This window comes from Inquilinus sp. NPDC058860 (genome assembly GCF_042743185.1).
Classification (GTDB): Bacteria; Pseudomonadota; Alphaproteobacteria; order DSM-16000; family Inquilinaceae; genus Inquilinus.
In genome coordinates this window covers 102,090-117,592 of the sequence record NZ_JBHYMS010000010.1, presented here as the reverse complement: position 1 = coordinate 117,592, position 15,503 = coordinate 102,090, and the positions used below count along the sequence as shown (strand labels likewise).

At 66.3% G+C, this 15,503-nt stretch carries 15 protein-coding genes; 4 read left to right on the top strand and 11 right to left on the bottom strand.

Annotated elements, in window-relative coordinates; all coding sequences use genetic code 11:
- The first annotated feature begins 479 nt into the window (after nt 1–479).
- From ACFW16_RS09565 to ACFW16_RS09555, 3 genes are all read left to right on the top strand, one after another.
- Nucleotides 480–1,793, top strand: a complete 1,314-nt coding sequence (locus ACFW16_RS09565) for an O-antigen polymerase (protein ID WP_380304188.1) — start codon at nt 480–482, stop codon at nt 1,791–1,793.
- A complete protein-coding gene (locus tag ACFW16_RS09560; protein WP_380304186.1) occupies nt 1,790–2,890 on the top strand; it encodes an acyltransferase family protein in 1,101 nt (366 codons plus the stop codon). The genes ACFW16_RS09565 and ACFW16_RS09560 overlap by 4 nt, the downstream gene beginning before the upstream one ends.
- 65 nt (nt 2,891–2,955) lie before the next feature.
- Nucleotides 2,956–3,762, top strand: coding sequence for a class I SAM-dependent methyltransferase (locus ACFW16_RS09555; RefSeq protein ID WP_380304185.1), 807 nt, complete (start codon nt 2,956–2,958; stop codon nt 3,760–3,762).
- A 6-nt stretch (nt 3,763–3,768) separates the two neighbouring features.
- On the opposite strand, the gene ACFW16_RS09550 is transcribed toward ACFW16_RS09555, so the two are convergent.
- The 6 genes from ACFW16_RS09550 to ACFW16_RS09525 are packed head-to-tail and all read right to left on the bottom strand — an operon-like array spanning nt 3,769 to nt 13,252.
- On the bottom strand, nt 3,769–6,099 hold the full coding sequence (locus ACFW16_RS09550) for a hypothetical protein (RefSeq protein ID WP_380304183.1): 2,331 nt from the start codon (nt 6,097–6,099) through the stop codon (nt 3,769–3,771).
- Between the two features lie 47 nt (nt 6,100–6,146).
- Entirely contained in the window at nt 6,147–9,359 is a 3,213-nt protein-coding gene (locus ACFW16_RS09545; RefSeq protein ID WP_380304181.1) for a phage tail protein, read from the bottom strand.
- On the bottom strand, nt 9,359–9,760 hold the full coding sequence (locus ACFW16_RS09540; RefSeq protein ID WP_380304179.1) for a DUF6950 family protein: 402 nt from the start codon (nt 9,758–9,760) through the stop codon (nt 9,359–9,361). The genes ACFW16_RS09545 and ACFW16_RS09540 overlap by 1 nt, the downstream gene beginning before the upstream one ends.
- A complete protein-coding gene (locus tag ACFW16_RS09535) occupies nt 9,745–10,350 on the bottom strand; it encodes a hypothetical protein (protein ID WP_380304177.1) in 606 nt (201 codons plus the stop codon). The genes ACFW16_RS09540 and ACFW16_RS09535 overlap by 16 nt, the downstream gene beginning before the upstream one ends.
- Nucleotides 10,350–11,015, bottom strand: a complete 666-nt coding sequence (locus tag ACFW16_RS09530; protein ID WP_380304176.1) for a hypothetical protein — start codon at nt 11,013–11,015, stop codon at nt 10,350–10,352. The genes ACFW16_RS09535 and ACFW16_RS09530 overlap by 1 nt, the downstream gene beginning before the upstream one ends.
- Nucleotides 11,012–13,252, bottom strand: coding sequence for a hypothetical protein (locus ACFW16_RS09525; protein ID WP_380304174.1), 2,241 nt, complete (start codon nt 13,250–13,252; stop codon nt 11,012–11,014). The genes ACFW16_RS09530 and ACFW16_RS09525 overlap by 4 nt, the downstream gene beginning before the upstream one ends.
- Nucleotides 13,253–13,334: 82 nt before the next feature.
- Between ACFW16_RS09525 and ACFW16_RS09520 the strand changes: the two genes are divergently transcribed.
- Nucleotides 13,335–13,715: a hypothetical protein gene (locus tag ACFW16_RS09520; protein ID WP_380304172.1), complete on the top strand. Its 381-nt coding sequence runs from the start codon at nt 13,335–13,337 to the stop codon at nt 13,713–13,715.
- 29 nt (nt 13,716–13,744) lie between these two features.
- Here the strand turns inward: ACFW16_RS09520 and ACFW16_RS09515 are convergent, their stop codons facing one another.
- The 5 genes from ACFW16_RS09515 to ACFW16_RS09495 all read right to left on the bottom strand — a co-directional run bounded on the left by ACFW16_RS09515 (nt 13,745) and on the right by ACFW16_RS09495 (nt 15,472).
- Nucleotides 13,745–13,891, bottom strand: a complete 147-nt coding sequence (locus tag ACFW16_RS09515) for a hypothetical protein (RefSeq protein WP_380304170.1) — start codon at nt 13,889–13,891, stop codon at nt 13,745–13,747.
- The gene (locus ACFW16_RS09510) at nt 13,888–14,358 is read right to left on the bottom strand and encodes a gene transfer agent family protein (protein ID WP_380304168.1); all 471 of its coding nucleotides are present in this window, start codon (nt 14,356–14,358) and stop codon (nt 13,888–13,890) included. The genes ACFW16_RS09515 and ACFW16_RS09510 overlap by 4 nt, the downstream gene beginning before the upstream one ends.
- Nucleotides 14,358–14,807 carry a phage tail tube protein gene (locus tag ACFW16_RS09505; protein WP_380304166.1) on the bottom strand — a complete coding sequence of 150 codons (450 nt, stop codon included), beginning with the start codon at nt 14,805–14,807 and terminating at the stop codon, nt 14,358–14,360. The genes ACFW16_RS09510 and ACFW16_RS09505 overlap by 1 nt, the downstream gene beginning before the upstream one ends.
- Before the next feature lie 79 nt (nt 14,808–14,886).
- Complete coding sequence (locus tag ACFW16_RS09500; protein WP_380304165.1) at nt 14,887–15,300, bottom strand: DUF3168 domain-containing protein; 414 nt, start codon at nt 15,298–15,300, stop codon at nt 14,887–14,889.
- The gene (locus ACFW16_RS09495) at nt 15,287–15,472 is read right to left on the bottom strand and encodes a hypothetical protein (RefSeq protein WP_380304163.1); all 186 of its coding nucleotides are present in this window, start codon (nt 15,470–15,472) and stop codon (nt 15,287–15,289) included. The genes ACFW16_RS09500 and ACFW16_RS09495 overlap by 14 nt, the downstream gene beginning before the upstream one ends.
- Nucleotides 15,473–15,503 lie beyond the last annotated feature (31 nt).

Here is a 15,503-nt window from a genome sequence, read left to right as displayed (position 1 = left end):
CGTGTTCCAGGGCCAGCCCCCGAAGTAGGGCGTCAGCTCGGGTCCTGCCGCACTATTCAACGGCAGAAGATGACGACCTCCACCACCTGAGGCCGAGGTAACCCAGCGTCACCGCCAGCTCCCAGCGCACCGTCTCCGTGGCGCCCAGCAAGTCGTCCAGGGCACCACTCACGATGCCAAAGCCGATCACGCTCGGAAGCTCGAAGGACTGCCGTCGCAACGAGAATGGCTCGCCCGTCGCGGCGCGTTGGACGTGGTGCATCGCGACACCGACCTCGGCGGAGATCACAGGCCCGGCCAGGCCATCAGAATCGTGAACGGCTTCTGTCGGGCAGGTTCGGATCGGCCATATCGGTCTCCTGACGAGGGGAGCCCGCTCCCGGAGGAGCATCAAAAAGCCCGCCGAAGTCGGGCAATGGGACTGGCGTTCATCAGCGGGACCAGCGAAGATCGACACGATTCATATAGGCCATTCGTGCATGATCCGTTTCGTTGAGATCGACCTGATCAACGCAAGAACTCTGACACCAATCAGGGTTCTGACGATGATGTCCATCTTCTGGCTAACAATCTTCTGGGTTGCGCCGATCGAGATGTACCGATCAACTTTGAGTTATCCTTACTTCCTATTGGCAGCGTGTCTTGTTTTCTTGCTCCTCGGCTTTACGCTCTTCGAGCCAGGGACTCTGAAACGTAGAGTGGTCGATCAGGAGGAACTGAGACGTCAACTGCTAACCTTGTATAGGGTCGCCGTCGTTCTGGGCATTCTCGGGATCATTCTGCGCATCGCGGATTGGGTGTTTCTGCGCGGACTGTCGATCGATACCGAGTTCATGGAAAACCGTGAGAAGATCGAAACCGCCGGCGCGAACATCTTTTCGATGGCATCAGCGATGCTGATCCCATTCACCGTAGTCCCCTATATGTTCTACGCCATAGCACGGCGGAACGGGCTGCGGGTCGGCGGGTCCCTGACCAGCCTTGCCCTCGCGATGCTGTGGCCGCTGCTGACCATTGTTATTGGCTCCCGATCTAGCATGTTCATGAGCATCGGGATGATTGCAATAACCCGGATCATCGTTTCCCGTCACACGTCCAAGCTGGCGATTTCAGCAATCATCCTAGTTTTCATTGGCTTGATTTACCTTGGAGGCCTGCTGTTCATTGCACGCTTCAACGAGATCGGCCTTAAGGTCGAGGGGGTCATCAAGTTTTCTGCCTTCACGCACCTGGTGCCCGTTACAAACGAGTATGACCGGATCACGGCCTCCCTTCCAATATGGCAGAGGGATACCGTCTTCATCGCGACGACCTTCGCCCAGTACGTCCTTCACGGGGTGCCAGAATTCGTCTATCTCGTCGAGCACTACGCGAAAGGCGATCAGTGGGGGATCTACGGCTTCCCGTTCTTCCCACGCCTGCTGTCGTCCCTTTGGGGTGTGCCCTATGACGCTAACGCGGTCGTCTTCTCGGTTCCCAGAGTGGGCCTCTACACCACCATGTTCGGTCCGTTCTATGTAGATTTTGGCCCGCTGGCACCGCTGTTCTGCCTGCTCCTGGGCGCCTTCGTCTCTTTCGTGCGGCTGAGAGTGCTCCAGGGCGATGTCGCGGCGCTACCGCTCTATGTTGTCTTCCTGATCCAGATTGCGGCCGCCGTCGTGGTCAATGCGTTCCTGGCCGCCTACGGCATCTTCTTCAACCTGGCATTTATCAGCTTCTGGATCGCGATAGCGCTGACACGGCGCCGGCCGACTTTGCTTGTCCGCCCGCTGCTGCGGGAGGTTCGGCGATGACTCCGTCGGCAGCAAAGGCGCGCCTAACCTATATCGACTCGTTGAGAGGTATCGCGGCGCTACTTGTTGTCCTGATGCACAATATCCAGCCGATCGCGACCGGCCCGGTCAAAACACTGATCTATGATATCGTCGACCCTGGCAAGGTGGGGGTCGTAGTCTTCTTCGCAATCAGCGGATTCGTGATCCCGTTCAGCTTCTCTAAGGGGCCTGCACCGCTTCGCCGGTTCGCAATCTCACGGCTGTTCCGGTTATATCCCGCCTATTGGCTCTCTATGGTCGGCTATCTCGTTCTCCTCGCCGCTGCCGGGGCAACCTTGCCGTCCCTTACCACCATTCTGGCCAATGTGACTATGATCCAGGCGGCGCTCGGATATCCCAATGTGCTCGGCGTCTACTGGACATTGTTCATCGAGGCGCTCTTCTACATTCTGTGCGCGGCCGCATTCGCCGTCGGCCTTTTGCGCGCCCCGCGCTTCACACTCTGCGCCAGCGTCGCTTGGCTCACGGTTGCGATCATGTTTGCCCTCGCTCGGCACTTCTTGGAGCGAAAGGTTCCTGTAGCTATCCCGTTGTCGCTCTCAATCATGTTCTGGGGCACGCTGTGGCGTGAGGCGATTGCGAACTGTTCCGAGATGCACCGTCGCTACGCCGTCTGGATGCTCGGTGTCTATGTCGTGGTCATCCCCATCGTAAGCCTCCTAGCCTATGACATTGATCTCGGTCTCGAGGAGAACTGGGTCAGGTACCTGATCTCATATCTGGCAGCGCTGGCGATCTTCGTCGCGCTGACGACGGCAATCAGACTCTCCGGCAGATTTATGGTGCTGCTGGGCGCCATCAGCTATTCCCTTTACCTCTTTCACGTCCACGCCAGAGATGCCGTTGAACTGGCCTTTGCACTTGCCGACCTTCGTCCGTCCCCGCTGATCGCCATTCCGCTTTCCGTCCTTACCGCGCTTCTGTTGGCCTGGCTCGTTTTCAGACTGGTCGAACGCCCAATGAACGCCCTAGGGCATCGCCTCGCGGAGGCGGTAGCCGCAAGGGAGGCGCGCCGAACCCACGCGCAAGCCGTTGAAAGCGAGATCCGGGGCTAAGGCAGCCGCTTGACAGGCGCCATGGACCGCAACACGGTGCTCGCCTTTTTTAGAGGATCATTGTCATGACCACCGACCTGACCGCGGCCGATGGCTCGACCACCCAGCACCGTCGCTCGTTGCGGCGTGCACTGGTCAATTGGCTCTGGCCAATTTTTGGCAACTTCCCGCGCGAACTGCTCCGGACCAAGCTGGTCCGCTTCATTATTGCCGGCGTGCGATATGTGTGGTTCGTGTTTATCCTTCATCGTCTCCGAACCGTATCTGGTTCGGACGGCGTCGCCAGGAGCACCATCAAGCACAATCTGCGCGGCATGCTAGATCTGCATGTCGAGCGATCACTTAGACTCATCTACCCGATCGCCATGTGGGCGGCGGCCCGACGAATTAGTCTTGCAGACCAAAAGGTTCTGACGATCGGGCCGCGCACCGAAGGCGAGATCTTCAACCTTGTCGCGCATGGATTCCGGCGTCGGAACATCGCCGGCCTTGACCTGATCAGCTACTCCCCGAGCATCCAACTCGGCGATATGCACGCCATGCCCTATCCCGATGCCAGCTTCGATGTGATCATTGCTGGCTGGGTGATCTCCTATTCTGACCAAAAAGACGTCGCAGCGGCGGAGATCACCCGCGTAGCAAAGCCGGGGGCGATCGTTGCCGTTGGCATCGAGTGGGGCCGGAAGTCGCCAGAACAGGTCGCGGCCGAGCGGACCGGATACATCGTCGGTTCGGCCAAGCGGCTGCCCACGGCGCAGGCGATCCTGGATCTGTTCGGGGATCGTGTGGACCGAGTCTATGCGAAAGTCGATGATCAGGACTTTGCGCCGGAAGACGTTGGCGATCTCCTAGTCGTCTTCCGGCTTCGATAGGTAGCCTCAGATCGCGAAGGACGCACCCTTCGTAAACATTACCACACCGTTGGCACTGATCGAGCGCGTTCCGGCGTCACGCTCGGTCGTCAGATTGGTGTACTTCGTCATAAAGTCGGTGACCACCTGCGTCCGGCCGGATACCACGATGCGGTTGCCGCGCATCTCGGATGTGACCGGCGTCGTGATGTGCAACTGGTCGAGCGTCACATTCATCAAGCCGCCGTCGGCGCCCGTCGCCAAGTAGCCATACAGACCGACCCCGGCGGGATCGAGGACGCAGTTACTGATCGAGCCGCGGGCGGCCATGCCGGCCTCCAGCGCGGTCGACGTCGCGCCGCCGATCACTTCGATTTGTGCCCAGCCGCAGCGGCGGATCTTGGTGCTACTGATCTCGAAATCGCAGCTTGCAGGCACGATGCCGTCCTTGGCGATGTCCTCAATATCGCAGTTGTGGACCCGGATGCGGGATCTCACGGCGGTGCTGCTGGCGTGCGGCGCGATTGCATCGCCTATGACGGTGCGGCGGAACCGGCAGCCGTCGTAGACCGACACAGGCGGAGCAGCCGGCGTCTCGACATATCCGGCCGGGAAGGTGCGTGCCGCGAGGTCGTTGTACGCCGCATCCCACCAGCAGTCCTGGTAAAAGGCATTGCCTGCGGCGTCCTCAGTGCCGTTGCTCTCGCTCCACTCGAAGCCGCAATGTCGAAACCTGGCCGTCGCCCGGTCGAGGTAGACGTTGTAGATCCCGCCCCGGCTGAAGATGACGTTCTCGCATTCGATCTCGGGCGCGCCGATGCAATAGAGGGTTGCGACGGAGATGTTCACCTCCATACGCGTCACGGAGGGAGTTGTGCCAAGGCTGTCGGGAATGCGGACATAAAGCTGGCCGCCCGATACGCGCCGGCCGCCGGCCGCCTCTGACTCCATGGCAGCCGGCGCTCCAGTGAAATAGGGCAGGATGCTATCCGGCAGCGTGTACCAGGGCATCGGCGCCATGGGCTTCTCTATCAGGTAGACTGCTCCCGAATTTGCCGTGTTTGCCGCGCCAGCCGCATTTTTGTTCGGCCTGAAGAAGACTTTCGTGGTGCCTGACAGCGACTGCCAGTCCGTTGGATTCTCGTCGGCAGAAATGATCTTTGTCTGAGCCCCGCCGCGTCCCCGTATCCGATATCGAGCGAAGGCCTTGTCATCGGCGACGATGGCGGCGCGCAACTCGGCAGAGAGGATTACCACGTCGAGCATTGTGAGCCGGTTGGCCTGGGCGACGGCGACCGCCTCATCCCAAGTCTTGACCGGTGCCCAGAGAGACCCGTTACCGCTGATATCCGCCTCAGCGTCGACGTAGATGGTGGTGCCGTTGAAGCCGATGCGCTTCATGCTTCGCAGCGTGGCCGATCCGCTGACCGGAGTGACCATGCCAACGATCACCCTGCCGACCGGCAGCACGCCCGGCGCCAACACCTTGATCTTTGACGCGCCGTTGACGAACAGCTCCAGATTAAGGCTGCGGTCCAAGTGGACCTGCGCCCTGATCTTCAGCAGGTCGCCGGCTACGAAGGGAACGAACTGGGCATCAGTACCCGCCTGCGGCACAGTGGCGTAGCCGCTAACAATGCCACCAGTCCCGGTGGAGTCCTGGCCATAGATACCAGAGCCGCCGGCTGCATTGCGCCAATGGTAGAGGATCGCCCCGGTCGATATATCGCCGCCGGTCGCCGGATCGGTCCCGATAAAGGGGCCTGCGTCTCCGCCGAGCGTACCGGACGTCAGGACGAACTCGGCCTCGATCGTGTCGCCGGGGACGAGATCGAAAGGCATCTTCACGCCGATTGGCCACACCTGCGGCAGGGATGACATTGTGTCGATCTTGTAGTTGCCGTCCGTCTCCGTGATCGTCCAGCGGGTCTGCGGGTTCGAGATAGTGGTCCAGGTCTGGGCATAGCCGGTCTTGGACTTGAAGTTCGCCCGGTTCGGCTGCTGGACGAGGCCGGCCTTGAGATCATCCACGGTGCCGCTGGTGACATCGAGCCGGCTCCGCAGGCCGGAAATCCGATCCACCCCCTCGATCCACCGATTGCCGCCGTCATCCCACACCCACACGGTCGGATAGTTGTTCGCCTCGACCGGGTCCGCCCACAGCAGCGCCGGCTTGCCGTCGGGCTGCGTCAGGTCCGCGTCCATCGCCGCCTTGTTGGGATAGGTCTTCATCCCGTTCGCCTCGGCGATGGCCTGGATGAAGCGCAGCAGGCGGCGGATGTCCTGCTTGGCCGGCTCCTTCACCGAGCCGTCCAGGTTGAAATCGGCCCACACCTCGTCAACGGTCGGAATCGCCATGACCGCATCACTCCATCGGTTGTCGTGTCAGGCCGCCGCAGCGGCGATCAGAGGACGGCGCCGACGCCGGCCAGATAGTCGTGCAGCGCGTTGCGCAGCGCCGTGATCTCGGTACCGCCGAGCCCCGCCCCCCAGCCAGCCGCCGCGACCCGGGCATCGGAGTAGCCGGAGCCGCCGCGCAGCACGTGAAAGGCGCCCGAGACCGGCGCCGCCGATGCCCGGGAGATCGTCCCGAGGTCGTTCACATCCTGATAGGCGCGGTAGCTGGCCGCGCCCTGCCGGCTCCAGGCGTAAAAACCGGTGCCGTCGCCGCCCTGCGCCGGCACGTCGGCGCCGGCGGCATTGGACATGCACCACAGGACGGCCGTCGGGTTCCGGCAGGCGATCAGGGCCTGGCCGCCGCCGGCTTCCCGGTAGGTGCCCTGCGTGGCGCCGGCCGAGGTCTGCTGCACCCAGACGGCCAGATGCGCGCTGTTCTGCTGCAGCTGGTTGGTGCCGACCGTGGCGTTGAAGCCGCCGGCCAGATAGCCGCCGGCCGTGGTGCCGGCGCCCCCGCCCCGCCAGCCGCGATCGGCCGTGAAGCTCGGGAGGACGGAATTCGCCGTCGTCGCCACCAGCGTGAAGCTGCCCGGCGACCTGGCATTCAGGCGCGAGGCCTGCTCGTGATGCGCCGCCAGCAGATAGAGGCAGTCCAGCTTCGCCCATAGCCCGGCGGATTTCAGGCTCTCGACCAGGGTCTTGATCAGCGTCTGCCGGGCGAGGCTCGGCCGCACCGTCATCGCCGAGATGTAGGCCCAGGCATCGGTGTCGATCGCATTCACCGTGATGGTCACCGAGCCGGACGCCACGCTCTCGTTGCCGGCCACGCTCTGCGTCGCCGTCATGCTGTTGGCGCCGATGCCGAGATCGGTCGACGGCGTCACGGCCCAGGTGCCGTCGCCGGCCGCCGCCGCGGTGCCGACCTGGATCGCGTTGGCGTAGAGCCTGATCGCAGCCCCGGCGATCGCGCCATTGCCGGAGACCGGCGGCCGCCGGTCGTAGCTGCTGGTCGGGTCGGACGGGCCGGTGATCACCGGGGCAGGCGGCGACACCTCCGCCAGAACACCGCCCGCCGGCGCGCTGGCCACGTTCGACCAGTTGCGCGAGATCGCGAAATAGTGCCAGTCGCCCGCCCCCGGCGTGTCGACGGTGCTGCGCGTCCCGCCCGGCCCGACGAAGAACGGATCGCCGAGCGGCGTGGCGCCGGTGAATGCGTTGCTGCCGTTCCGGTAGAAGCGCAGCGAGGCGGCGCGGGGGTCGTTGGCCTGGGCCGCGGTGACGGTCACCTGGCCGACCGCCGGCGTGTTCGCCTGGGCCATCAGGCCGACCGGGCTCGACGGGGCCACCGGATCCGCCACCGCGGTGAAGGACACCGGATCCGACCAGCCGCTCACCGTTCGCCGCGGACCGAGGAATCGGGCCTCGCCCTCATAGGCCTGCCCGTCGACCAGCGGTTCGGTCTTGACCGTGTCGGTATCCTGCTCGGCGGTGAGGAACTGCCAGGGCCCGGCAGAGGTGGGCTCCGGGAACACCGGCCGATAGCGGGCCTGCCCGACGAAGACGCTTCGCGGCGGCGGGTCCCACGATATGACGCCGATCGCCGCGTAGCTCTGGCCGTTGATCGGCCGATGCTCGATCGAGACGGCGACGCCGGCCGGCACCGGCATGTCGTCCTCCTCCGCGTCGTCGCCCGGGATCGGCGCCGGGTCGGCCTCGTCGGTGGCCGCGTTCCAGTCCCACCAGCCGTCGTAGCTGGTCACCTCCATCTCGACCGACATGGTGGTGCGGTCCAGCCGCATCGACGTGATCTCGAAGATCCGGTCGATCTCGAGCTCCGCGAGCTGCAGCCGGACCCAGCGCTCACCCCAGGCGTCGAGCAGCGCCAGCGTGCCGCGGATCCGGCCGGACCAGGTCGGGTTGCCGTGCTTCAGCGTATAGCGCGCGATGCGCTGGGCCTGGCCTTCGGAGGGCACGAAGCGCAGCTTGACCTGGCTGCTCTCCGTGCCGTTGCGGTCGATCGAAGCCTGGTCGAGCTGGATGCCGGCCTCGACCTCCACCCAGTCCTGGTCCGGGCTGATATAGGTGGCGCGCACCTCGTTGATGCGCTCGATCGCCGCCTTGCCGGTGGAGAAGTCGTATTCCAGGATCTGGTCGTCGCCGACAGCGACCGACGCGGCGGGCCTGCCCTCGATATCGGTTTCGCCATTGGTGTCGCCGGCGCCGACCGTCAGCCCGATCCGGCCCTCCGGCCCCTGCGTCAGCCGGCCGCCGCAGGCGTCCAGCATGTCGGACAGCACCGTCTTGCGATCCTCGGTCAGCTCGTAGGCGCCCCAGATCCGCCACCGCCTCTCGTCCGGATAGGCCGGGTCCGCCGGCTTGCGCGCCACGATCTGGTCCGAGACATCCGCCGACAGGGCAAAGCTGGCCAGGTCGATCCTCGCCATGTCGAGCCCGAAGCCCACCGGCACGCCCGCCTCGGTCCTGGTCAGATAATCCAGGATCACCAGGGCCGCATTGTCGGACCAGGTGTAGGTCGCCTCGTCGCCCGCTGCCTGGGTGCCGTCACGCGGGTCGAACACCTTGGCGCCGCGCAGCGTCGCCCGATAGGCCGGCGGCCCGTTCGGGAACACCTCCTGCTGCTGCTCGGCCTTCAGGTCGGAATATTTGACATAGGTGGCGCAAAGCCCGCGGCCGCGATGCTCCGCGGTCCAGTCACCGATGCCGAATGCGATCGTCTGGCCCGGCGACCCGAGATGGCTGATGACATAGACCGACGATTCGTCACCGAGCCGATACTTGTCGTACTTCCCGGTCGTCACGGCACCGCCATGGGCCGTGTCCACCTGCACGATGTCGTCGGCCAGCCAATGCTCCTCGACCGCGTCGATCTCATGCGCGCAATGGCAGAGCAACACCTTCAGATCGCCGTCGTCGCCGACATAGTCGATGTAGGCGCCGCCGAGGCGATACCGGCCGTAGCAGCGCACGCGCGGCGGCACCGCCTGCTTCACGCTCTGGCTGCCGTCCTGGAACTTCGGCCTGGGCGGCTGCGGCGTCAGCAGCACCTGCGCCAGCGTGCCGGCGACCGTCAGCCCGACGCCGATCGCTGTGATCGCGGTGGTGCCCAGCGCCACGCCGAGAACGGTGGTGGCCCCGGCCAGCCCGGCGGACAGGAAGCCGGAGCCGACGGCGCCGATCACCAGCGGAATCGCCTGCGGCATCAGATCCTCCACGCCATCGTCGCGGCCGGGCAGCGCCACAGCCCGTCACCGGTCTTGGCCAGCCAGGCCAGCTGGCCGCGGATCGCCATGGCCGGCCCGTCCTCGGTGTCGATGATGCCGACATCGCCGGGCCCGGCCGCGGCGGGATCGATCGGCACGGCGCCGATGGCGGCCAGGCCGCGGGAGGCGGCGCCGACCAGGCCGCCCGCCTCCCGCCGCAGCAGCCGGGCCTGGCCCAGCCGGCTGCGATAGCGTCCGCGCCAGGCCGCCATCGCGTCGGCGCCGGTGCGGGCCCTCACCCAGTCCGCCACCCAGCAGGTGCAGTCCATCCGGCCCCAGGCGAAGGCGCTCGAGGCGCCCACCCGGCAATGGATCGCGAGTGCGGTCAGAACTTCGGCCATGTCGCGGTCCGATCCACCATCTTGGGAACGAATTCCAGGGCCCGGTCACCCGGGAATCGGCGCTGCTGGTCGCGGTCGGTCAGCATGCCGAAGGGGGCGCGGCTGCGCTGCGCGAACAGCGTCTCGCAGGGCAGCGTGATGGTGCGCAGGGTTGGCCCGGTGGCGGTGAAGCCCGGCTTCTGCATGATCCAGGTGCCCAGCGGCACAAGGCCGTCCAGCGGCACCAGCCCCGGCCGTGTCGCGTCGAAGAAGCCGATCGAGATCGTCAGGTCGCGTCCCTCGATCTCGTCGGCGTCGGCATCCTGCTTCGCGGCCGTCACCACCGTCTGGTCGACGCCGGACAGGGTCAGGGTGAGCTGCGGCGCGGTGCCGTTGATCGCCTGCTCCAGCCCCTCGATCGACTGCAGCGGGTTGCCCGCCCCGTCCTGCCGGTGGCCCATGCCGCGCCAGGTGAAGCCGCCGCGGTCCAGCGGGCCGTCGCCCTCCCACACCCGCAGGGCGCCCTGCTTGAACGCGAAGGTCACGAACAGGGCACAGACCACGTGCTGGCCCTGCGCCTGGGCGCGGACCGTGCCGGGGAACAGCGGCATCACCACACCTCCACGAGATCGAGGGTCGCCGTGCCCGTCCGGGCGAACTGCAGCTCGAAGGCGCCGCCGTCATCGGCCGACAGGCGCATCGGCGCCCGGGCACGGCACCATTCGACCGCATCGCCGTCGGCCACGGCGGTCCGCAGCCTCGGGCGGATGTCGAGCAGCGCCTCCTCGCCGGGCTTCGGCGAGACCCCGACGACGACATAGAGATAGCCGCGGATGCCGAGGAAGGAGCCCTCGAGGACGGGCAGGACGGTCGATCCGTTGAAGATCCTGATCTGCAGGCCGTCGGCGCTCGGGGCCGCGGAAATGGCCGGCGCGGCGCCGCCCTGCCTGAAGCCGGTGCGGTCGCTGTGGAGCGCCCGGTCCCTGTAGGGGATGTCTCCGGTCACCGGGATCAGCCGGTTGCCGTTGCGGCAGTCGCAAGGCCCGACGCGGACGGCGTTGGCGCGGCCGTCCAGCCGGGCCAGCAGCGACCGCATGGCGCGGATCTTCGCCGGCGTGTGCAGCGGCACGGTCAACTGCGCGACCCAGCGGCCGAGGCCCGATCCGACGGCCTGCTCGCGTCCGGAAAGGGTTTCGCCGCCGGAGCGGGTGCGTGCGTCGATCCGGAAGGTCTCGGCATTGGCGACCAGGACCTGTGGCCAGTCGTAGATGATCATGCGAAGCGGATCCGATGCTGGCGGTTGATCTCGGGCACGCTGGCCAGGCCCTTCTTCACCGCCGTGGCGGCGATCTCGGCGATGGTGCGGTCGCCGTTGGCGCCGGCCATGGAGATGTTGAAGGTGATCGGCTGGCCCGCCCCGGTGTCGCGGCCGGACAGCAGCCGCTGCGACATCTGCGTCGGGATGATGGTGCCCGGCACGCGCGGGACGAACAGTTCCGGCCCGGCCTCGCCGACAACGCTGGGGATGCCGACCGGCGGATTCCCGCCCTTGGCGTAGAGGCCGCCCGTCCCGGTCAGGGCATTGGTCACCGTCTCGCCGAAGACCGTGCCGGCGTCTCCCATGCCGACGCCGAGCAGGCCGCCGCCCAGTTTGGTCAGGCTCCCGAAGGCCTTGCCAAGCGGCCCGTTGCCGAACAGCGCCGCCTGCAGCAGCATCTGCGCCAGCGCGATCCCGACCTTGGTCAGGGCGTCGGAGAAGCTGGTCGCGCCCTGGATGCCGTTCTGCAGCGCCTGCCCGATCGCCTGGATGCCCTCGACATAGCCCTGGTTCTCCAGGTTCAGCTTCTCCAGCACCCGCGTGTATTCGGCGTCGGTGAGCGCCCCTTCCCGGCGCAGCCTCTCGTATTCGGCCTTGGTATTCTCGTACTTCTCCTGGCTGGTCATGGCGGCCTCGACCAGCTGGTCCGCCTTCGCATAGTCCGCCAGCCGCTGGTCGGTCTGACGCTTGCGGGCGGCCTCGTCCTCGTATCGCTGCACATACTGGGCGTGCTCGGCCGTGCCGAGCTCGAGCCCACGCTGTCGTGCGGCGTTGAGGGCATCGACCTCGGCTCTCGCCCTCGCCTGGGCGTCCGCACCCAGCTGGTAGACCGCGATCAGCCGCTGGTTGAGACCGGCCTGCCGCTGCAGATCCGCTATCGGGTCGTTCTCCGATGTTTCGTTCCTCGTGCCGACGCTGCGCTTAGCCTCGGTCGGGACGCTGCGCTTAGCCCTGGTCGGGACGCTGCGCTGGGTCTCGATCGTCGCCTCTCCTTCGATCTGCCTCTGTGTCGCAATCCGGGCCCGTTCGCTGAGCGCCAGCGCCTTCAAGACGTTTCCGCTCTTCTCCAGCTCATCATTGAAGGCAGATTGCTGCGCCGTCGTGATGCGCTGCTGATTGTCGTAGGCCTTCTTGGCGTCTGCGCCCTTGAGTGTCGCAGCAGCTTCGGCCTCCATCTGCTCCACACGGCGCTCAACCTCCCCTTTGGCGAGTTCGCCGGCACGAACGGACCGAAGGCTCTCGCTGATGAACGCATGGACTGCCCCGGTAAGGCTCTCCATCCCGTTCGCTGCCTCGGACGCGCTGAAGCCAAGGGACCGCAGCAACCGGGCACCGGTCGTGTTCAACTCGTTGATGCGCTCGAGGGTAAGGCCGAGCGCCTTATTGTTCGCTTCCAGCTTCGCCGCGGCGTCGCCGGCATTGCTGGCCGCCGTCACGGCTTTCTCGGTGCTGATGCCCGTCTGCTCGGCCGCCGGTCCCAGCTCGCGGAGCGCGGTGACAATCGCATCGTACTGACGGGAACTCAGATTGGGGTTCTGCAACTCGGTGGCGAGGTCGAGGACCTTCTGCCTAGTCTCATCGGTGGCGAGCCCCAGTTCCTGCTGCTGGGCCCGTATCGTATTTGCAATGGCCAGACCGGCCTCGATCGCACCGGCTTGCACATCCTTGAACGTGGCTGCCTGCGCCTTCACGGCCTCCTCGACCTTTGTCCTGGCGATGCCGAGCAGGCCACGCTCGACAAGGCTGAGAGCCCGGGAAGCGTCGATGGCGTCCTGTTCCTGCTCGCTGAAGCTCCCTCTCGTGGCCTCGATTGCTGCATTGAACTCGTCCTGGGCCGCCTTGGCACGATCGGCCGCCGTTTCATACGCTCCCATGCTGGCGGCGATCGCATCGATCGCCCCGACCGCGCCGCCCAGCACCACCCCCCAGGGCCCGAAGATCGGCAGGATCTGCGCCCCTTCCTGCAGAAACAGGTGCAGCGCATTCTGGCCATCGGCCAGGTTCCTGATCAGATCGGGCACTCGCCCGGAAATCGTCTCCAGGGCCTTTCCGATCTTGCCGGAGCCCTGCTCCGCCGCATCCTCGGCCTTCTTCATGTTGTTGATGGTGATATTGGCAACCTGGATCATCGCCTGGTTGTATGGGCCGGTGACGGCCGTGACCTCGACGACGATCTGATCGGCGGTCTGGGGCATGATGGCTTCTCCGCAAGAACCGGGCTCGACACCGCACAGGATTCGTGAGACTCTGAATTTCTATTTTGAGGGGATGAAATTCATGAATATCAACTTTAGGGAGAGGCTCGCTGGTGCCGGCGCCGTCTGCCTGGCCATTCTGTCGACGGCGATCGCCATCCCCGCCTCTGCCGCCACGCCGCAGCAATGTGCGACTCTCAGGACATTGCTCAACAACACGGCAACGTTCGAACGGACGGTGCTGGATCAGCGCAAGATGCTCCTGGCGCAACCGGCGGTTCTTGCCGGCGCGATTCTGGCCCTCAGGACCAAGTACGAGAGGTTCGTCGATGACGATTTCCGGGGCATCGAGACCGTGAGCGGCCGGTTGGACGGCGTCTCCTCTGCGCTGACTGGGGATTTCGACGCCAGGCTGAAGGTGATCAACGACAGCGTCACCGTGGTCGGCGAACTCTGCCGCTGACCGCGCCGGCCGGCGACGCCGTCAAGCCCTCATCCCGCCAGGAACCCGCTCTCCCGCGCCCGGGCCAGCATCTCGTCGAAGACTTCGTCGGGCGGCGCCGCCGTGGCCGGGGCGCCGGCCGGATCCACAATCCTGGCATAGGCCCGGCCGGCCAGCAGGAACTCGGCCAGGCTCATGCGGCCGATGTCGAGCGGCGAGAGGCCGATCGCGAGCGCCTGCCCGGTGAAGGCCGCGACGTCGATCCATCCGTCCCGTCGTCCGCCGCGGCCTCGGCTTTTCCCTCCGGCTCCTCCGCCGCCTCGGCGACGCCGAAATAAGCGGCCATGATGATCGCCTGCGCCGTCGCCAGGGGGTTCGACGGGTCGCGCGGATCGGCCAGCGGATGCCCTTCGACATAGGTGTCGATCAGCTCCCGCGCCCGCACCGCCGGCAGGCCGCCGCCGACCAGGCCCAGTCGGATGGTCTCGACGATGTCGGCGACATACCAGCGCCGCTGGACCAGCAGGCGCTGGGCGATCTCGCCCAGCCCCGCACTGCACAGCCGCTGCAGCTCCTCGATCTGCTTCAGCTTGAGGGCGAACAGATAGGTTCCGTCCGCCCATCTCAGCTCGACCTCGGCGGCGATGTTCGGCTGGCCCGGCATCAGACGGCCGCCGTCCAGGCCGGCTTGCCGTTCAGGGTGATGGCGATCTGCACCGTCGCCCGCTGCCCGCGCTGGGCAGTGACCTGATAGCTGGTCAGGATCGCCGGCGCCTGATAGTAGCCGCCGAAATCCGCCGCGGTGACGTCGTACACCCAGCGCACGGTCTTCTCGCTGCCGCTGAAGGCCCAGTCTTCCCAGGCCTTGCGGGCCACGCGGTCGAGCACGCCCTGGCCGCTCAGCGTCATCTGCAGCGCGGTGATGTCGGTGATCTTCCAGGCCGGGTCGTCGGGATTGTCGCAATCCGGGATCACGGTCTCGTTGGTGTCGGTGGCGATGGTCATGCCCAGCTCGGTCAGGCCGCAGGGCGCGGCGAAGACCTCGGTCGGGGTCGCCCCGTCGCCGAGCAGGATCATGACGTCGGAAAAGCGGAAGGTCTTGGCCTGGGCCATCGGGATCTCCTCGAACGAAAAGACCCCGCGCAAGGGCGGGGCCGGGCATGCCGGGCATCGGCATGGATGGGGCGCGGCGCTACAGCGCCGCGATGCCGTCGAACTCGATCACGGCGTGGACGACACCCTGCTCCGCGGGGTCGTCGAGCATCCGCGTCTGCCGCCATTGCAGCGACACCAGCGAGCCGTCGGGGACGGCGAGATCGGCCTCGTCCAACGCCGCGACCGTGGCCGCCGCCAGCGGCTCGGCCGAGGCGCGGCCGTAGCCTTTGGCGAAGGCGTCGACCTGCAGCCGGATCAGGCTGCCCTGCACGCCGCCCGTCGCCTCCCACGGTGATGCGATCGTGGTGGTGCAGCGCAGGAAGGGATAGGCCGGTGCGGCCGGGACATGGTCATAGACCCGCCCGCCGGCCAGGGCGGCCACGCCCGGGTCGGCCTGCAGCGCCGCGACCACCGCGCGCCGCAGCGGGCCGGACAGGTCACGGCCGCTCATGATCGTCCCCGGCCCGCGGGCCCGGCTTGGCCACGCGCCGGCCGGCGCCGGCGGCCTCCGCCGCCTCGGCCGCGGCGGCCGGGACCAGCAGCGTCGCTCCCGCCCGGTAGGCCAGGACAAGGCGCCGCGACGGCCGGAAATCGAAATCGGCCATGAAATGGAACCAGGGCATGGTCATCTCTCCTCGATACGACATCGCGGCC

Bases quoted from the DNA above. Each gene is read 5' to 3' on its own strand.
- ACFW16_RS09565 (WP_380304188.1), top strand. From the start codon at position 480: ATGATCCGTTTCGTTGAGATCGACCTGATCAACGCAAGAACTCTGACA.
- ACFW16_RS09560 (WP_380304186.1), top strand. From the start codon at position 1,790: ATGACTCCGTCGGCAGCAAAGGCGCGCCTAACCTATATCGACTCGTTG.
- ACFW16_RS09555 (WP_380304185.1), top strand. From the start codon at position 2,956: ATGACCACCGACCTGACCGCGGCCGATGGCTCGACCACCCAGCACCGT.
- ACFW16_RS09550 (WP_380304183.1), bottom strand. From the start codon at position 6,099: ATGGCGATTCCGACCGTTGACGAGGTGTGGGCCGATTTCAACCTGGAC.
- ACFW16_RS09545 (WP_380304181.1), bottom strand. From the start codon at position 9,359: ATGCCGCAGGCGATTCCGCTGGTGATCGGCGCCGTCGGCTCCGGCTTC.
- ACFW16_RS09540 (WP_380304179.1), bottom strand. From the start codon at position 9,760: ATGGCCGAAGTTCTGACCGCACTCGCGATCCATTGCCGGGTGGGCGCC.
- ACFW16_RS09535 (WP_380304177.1), bottom strand. From the start codon at position 10,350: ATGCCGCTGTTCCCCGGCACGGTCCGCGCCCAGGCGCAGGGCCAGCAC.
- ACFW16_RS09530 (WP_380304176.1), bottom strand. From the start codon at position 11,015: ATGATCATCTACGACTGGCCACAGGTCCTGGTCGCCAATGCCGAGACC.
- ACFW16_RS09525 (WP_380304174.1), bottom strand. From the start codon at position 13,252: ATGCCCCAGACCGCCGATCAGATCGTCGTCGAGGTCACGGCCGTCACC.
- ACFW16_RS09520 (WP_380304172.1), top strand. From the start codon at position 13,335: ATGAATATCAACTTTAGGGAGAGGCTCGCTGGTGCCGGCGCCGTCTGC.
- ACFW16_RS09515 (WP_380304170.1), bottom strand. From the start codon at position 13,891: ATGAGCCTGGCCGAGTTCCTGCTGGCCGGCCGGGCCTATGCCAGGATT.
- ACFW16_RS09510 (WP_380304168.1), bottom strand. From the start codon at position 14,358: ATGCCGGGCCAGCCGAACATCGCCGCCGAGGTCGAGCTGAGATGGGCG.
- ACFW16_RS09505 (WP_380304166.1), bottom strand. From the start codon at position 14,807: ATGGCCCAGGCCAAGACCTTCCGCTTTTCCGACGTCATGATCCTGCTC.
- ACFW16_RS09500 (WP_380304165.1), bottom strand. From the start codon at position 15,300: ATGAGCGGCCGTGACCTGTCCGGCCCGCTGCGGCGCGCGGTGGTCGCG.
- ACFW16_RS09495 (WP_380304163.1), bottom strand. From the start codon at position 15,472: ATGCCCTGGTTCCATTTCATGGCCGATTTCGATTTCCGGCCGTCGCGG.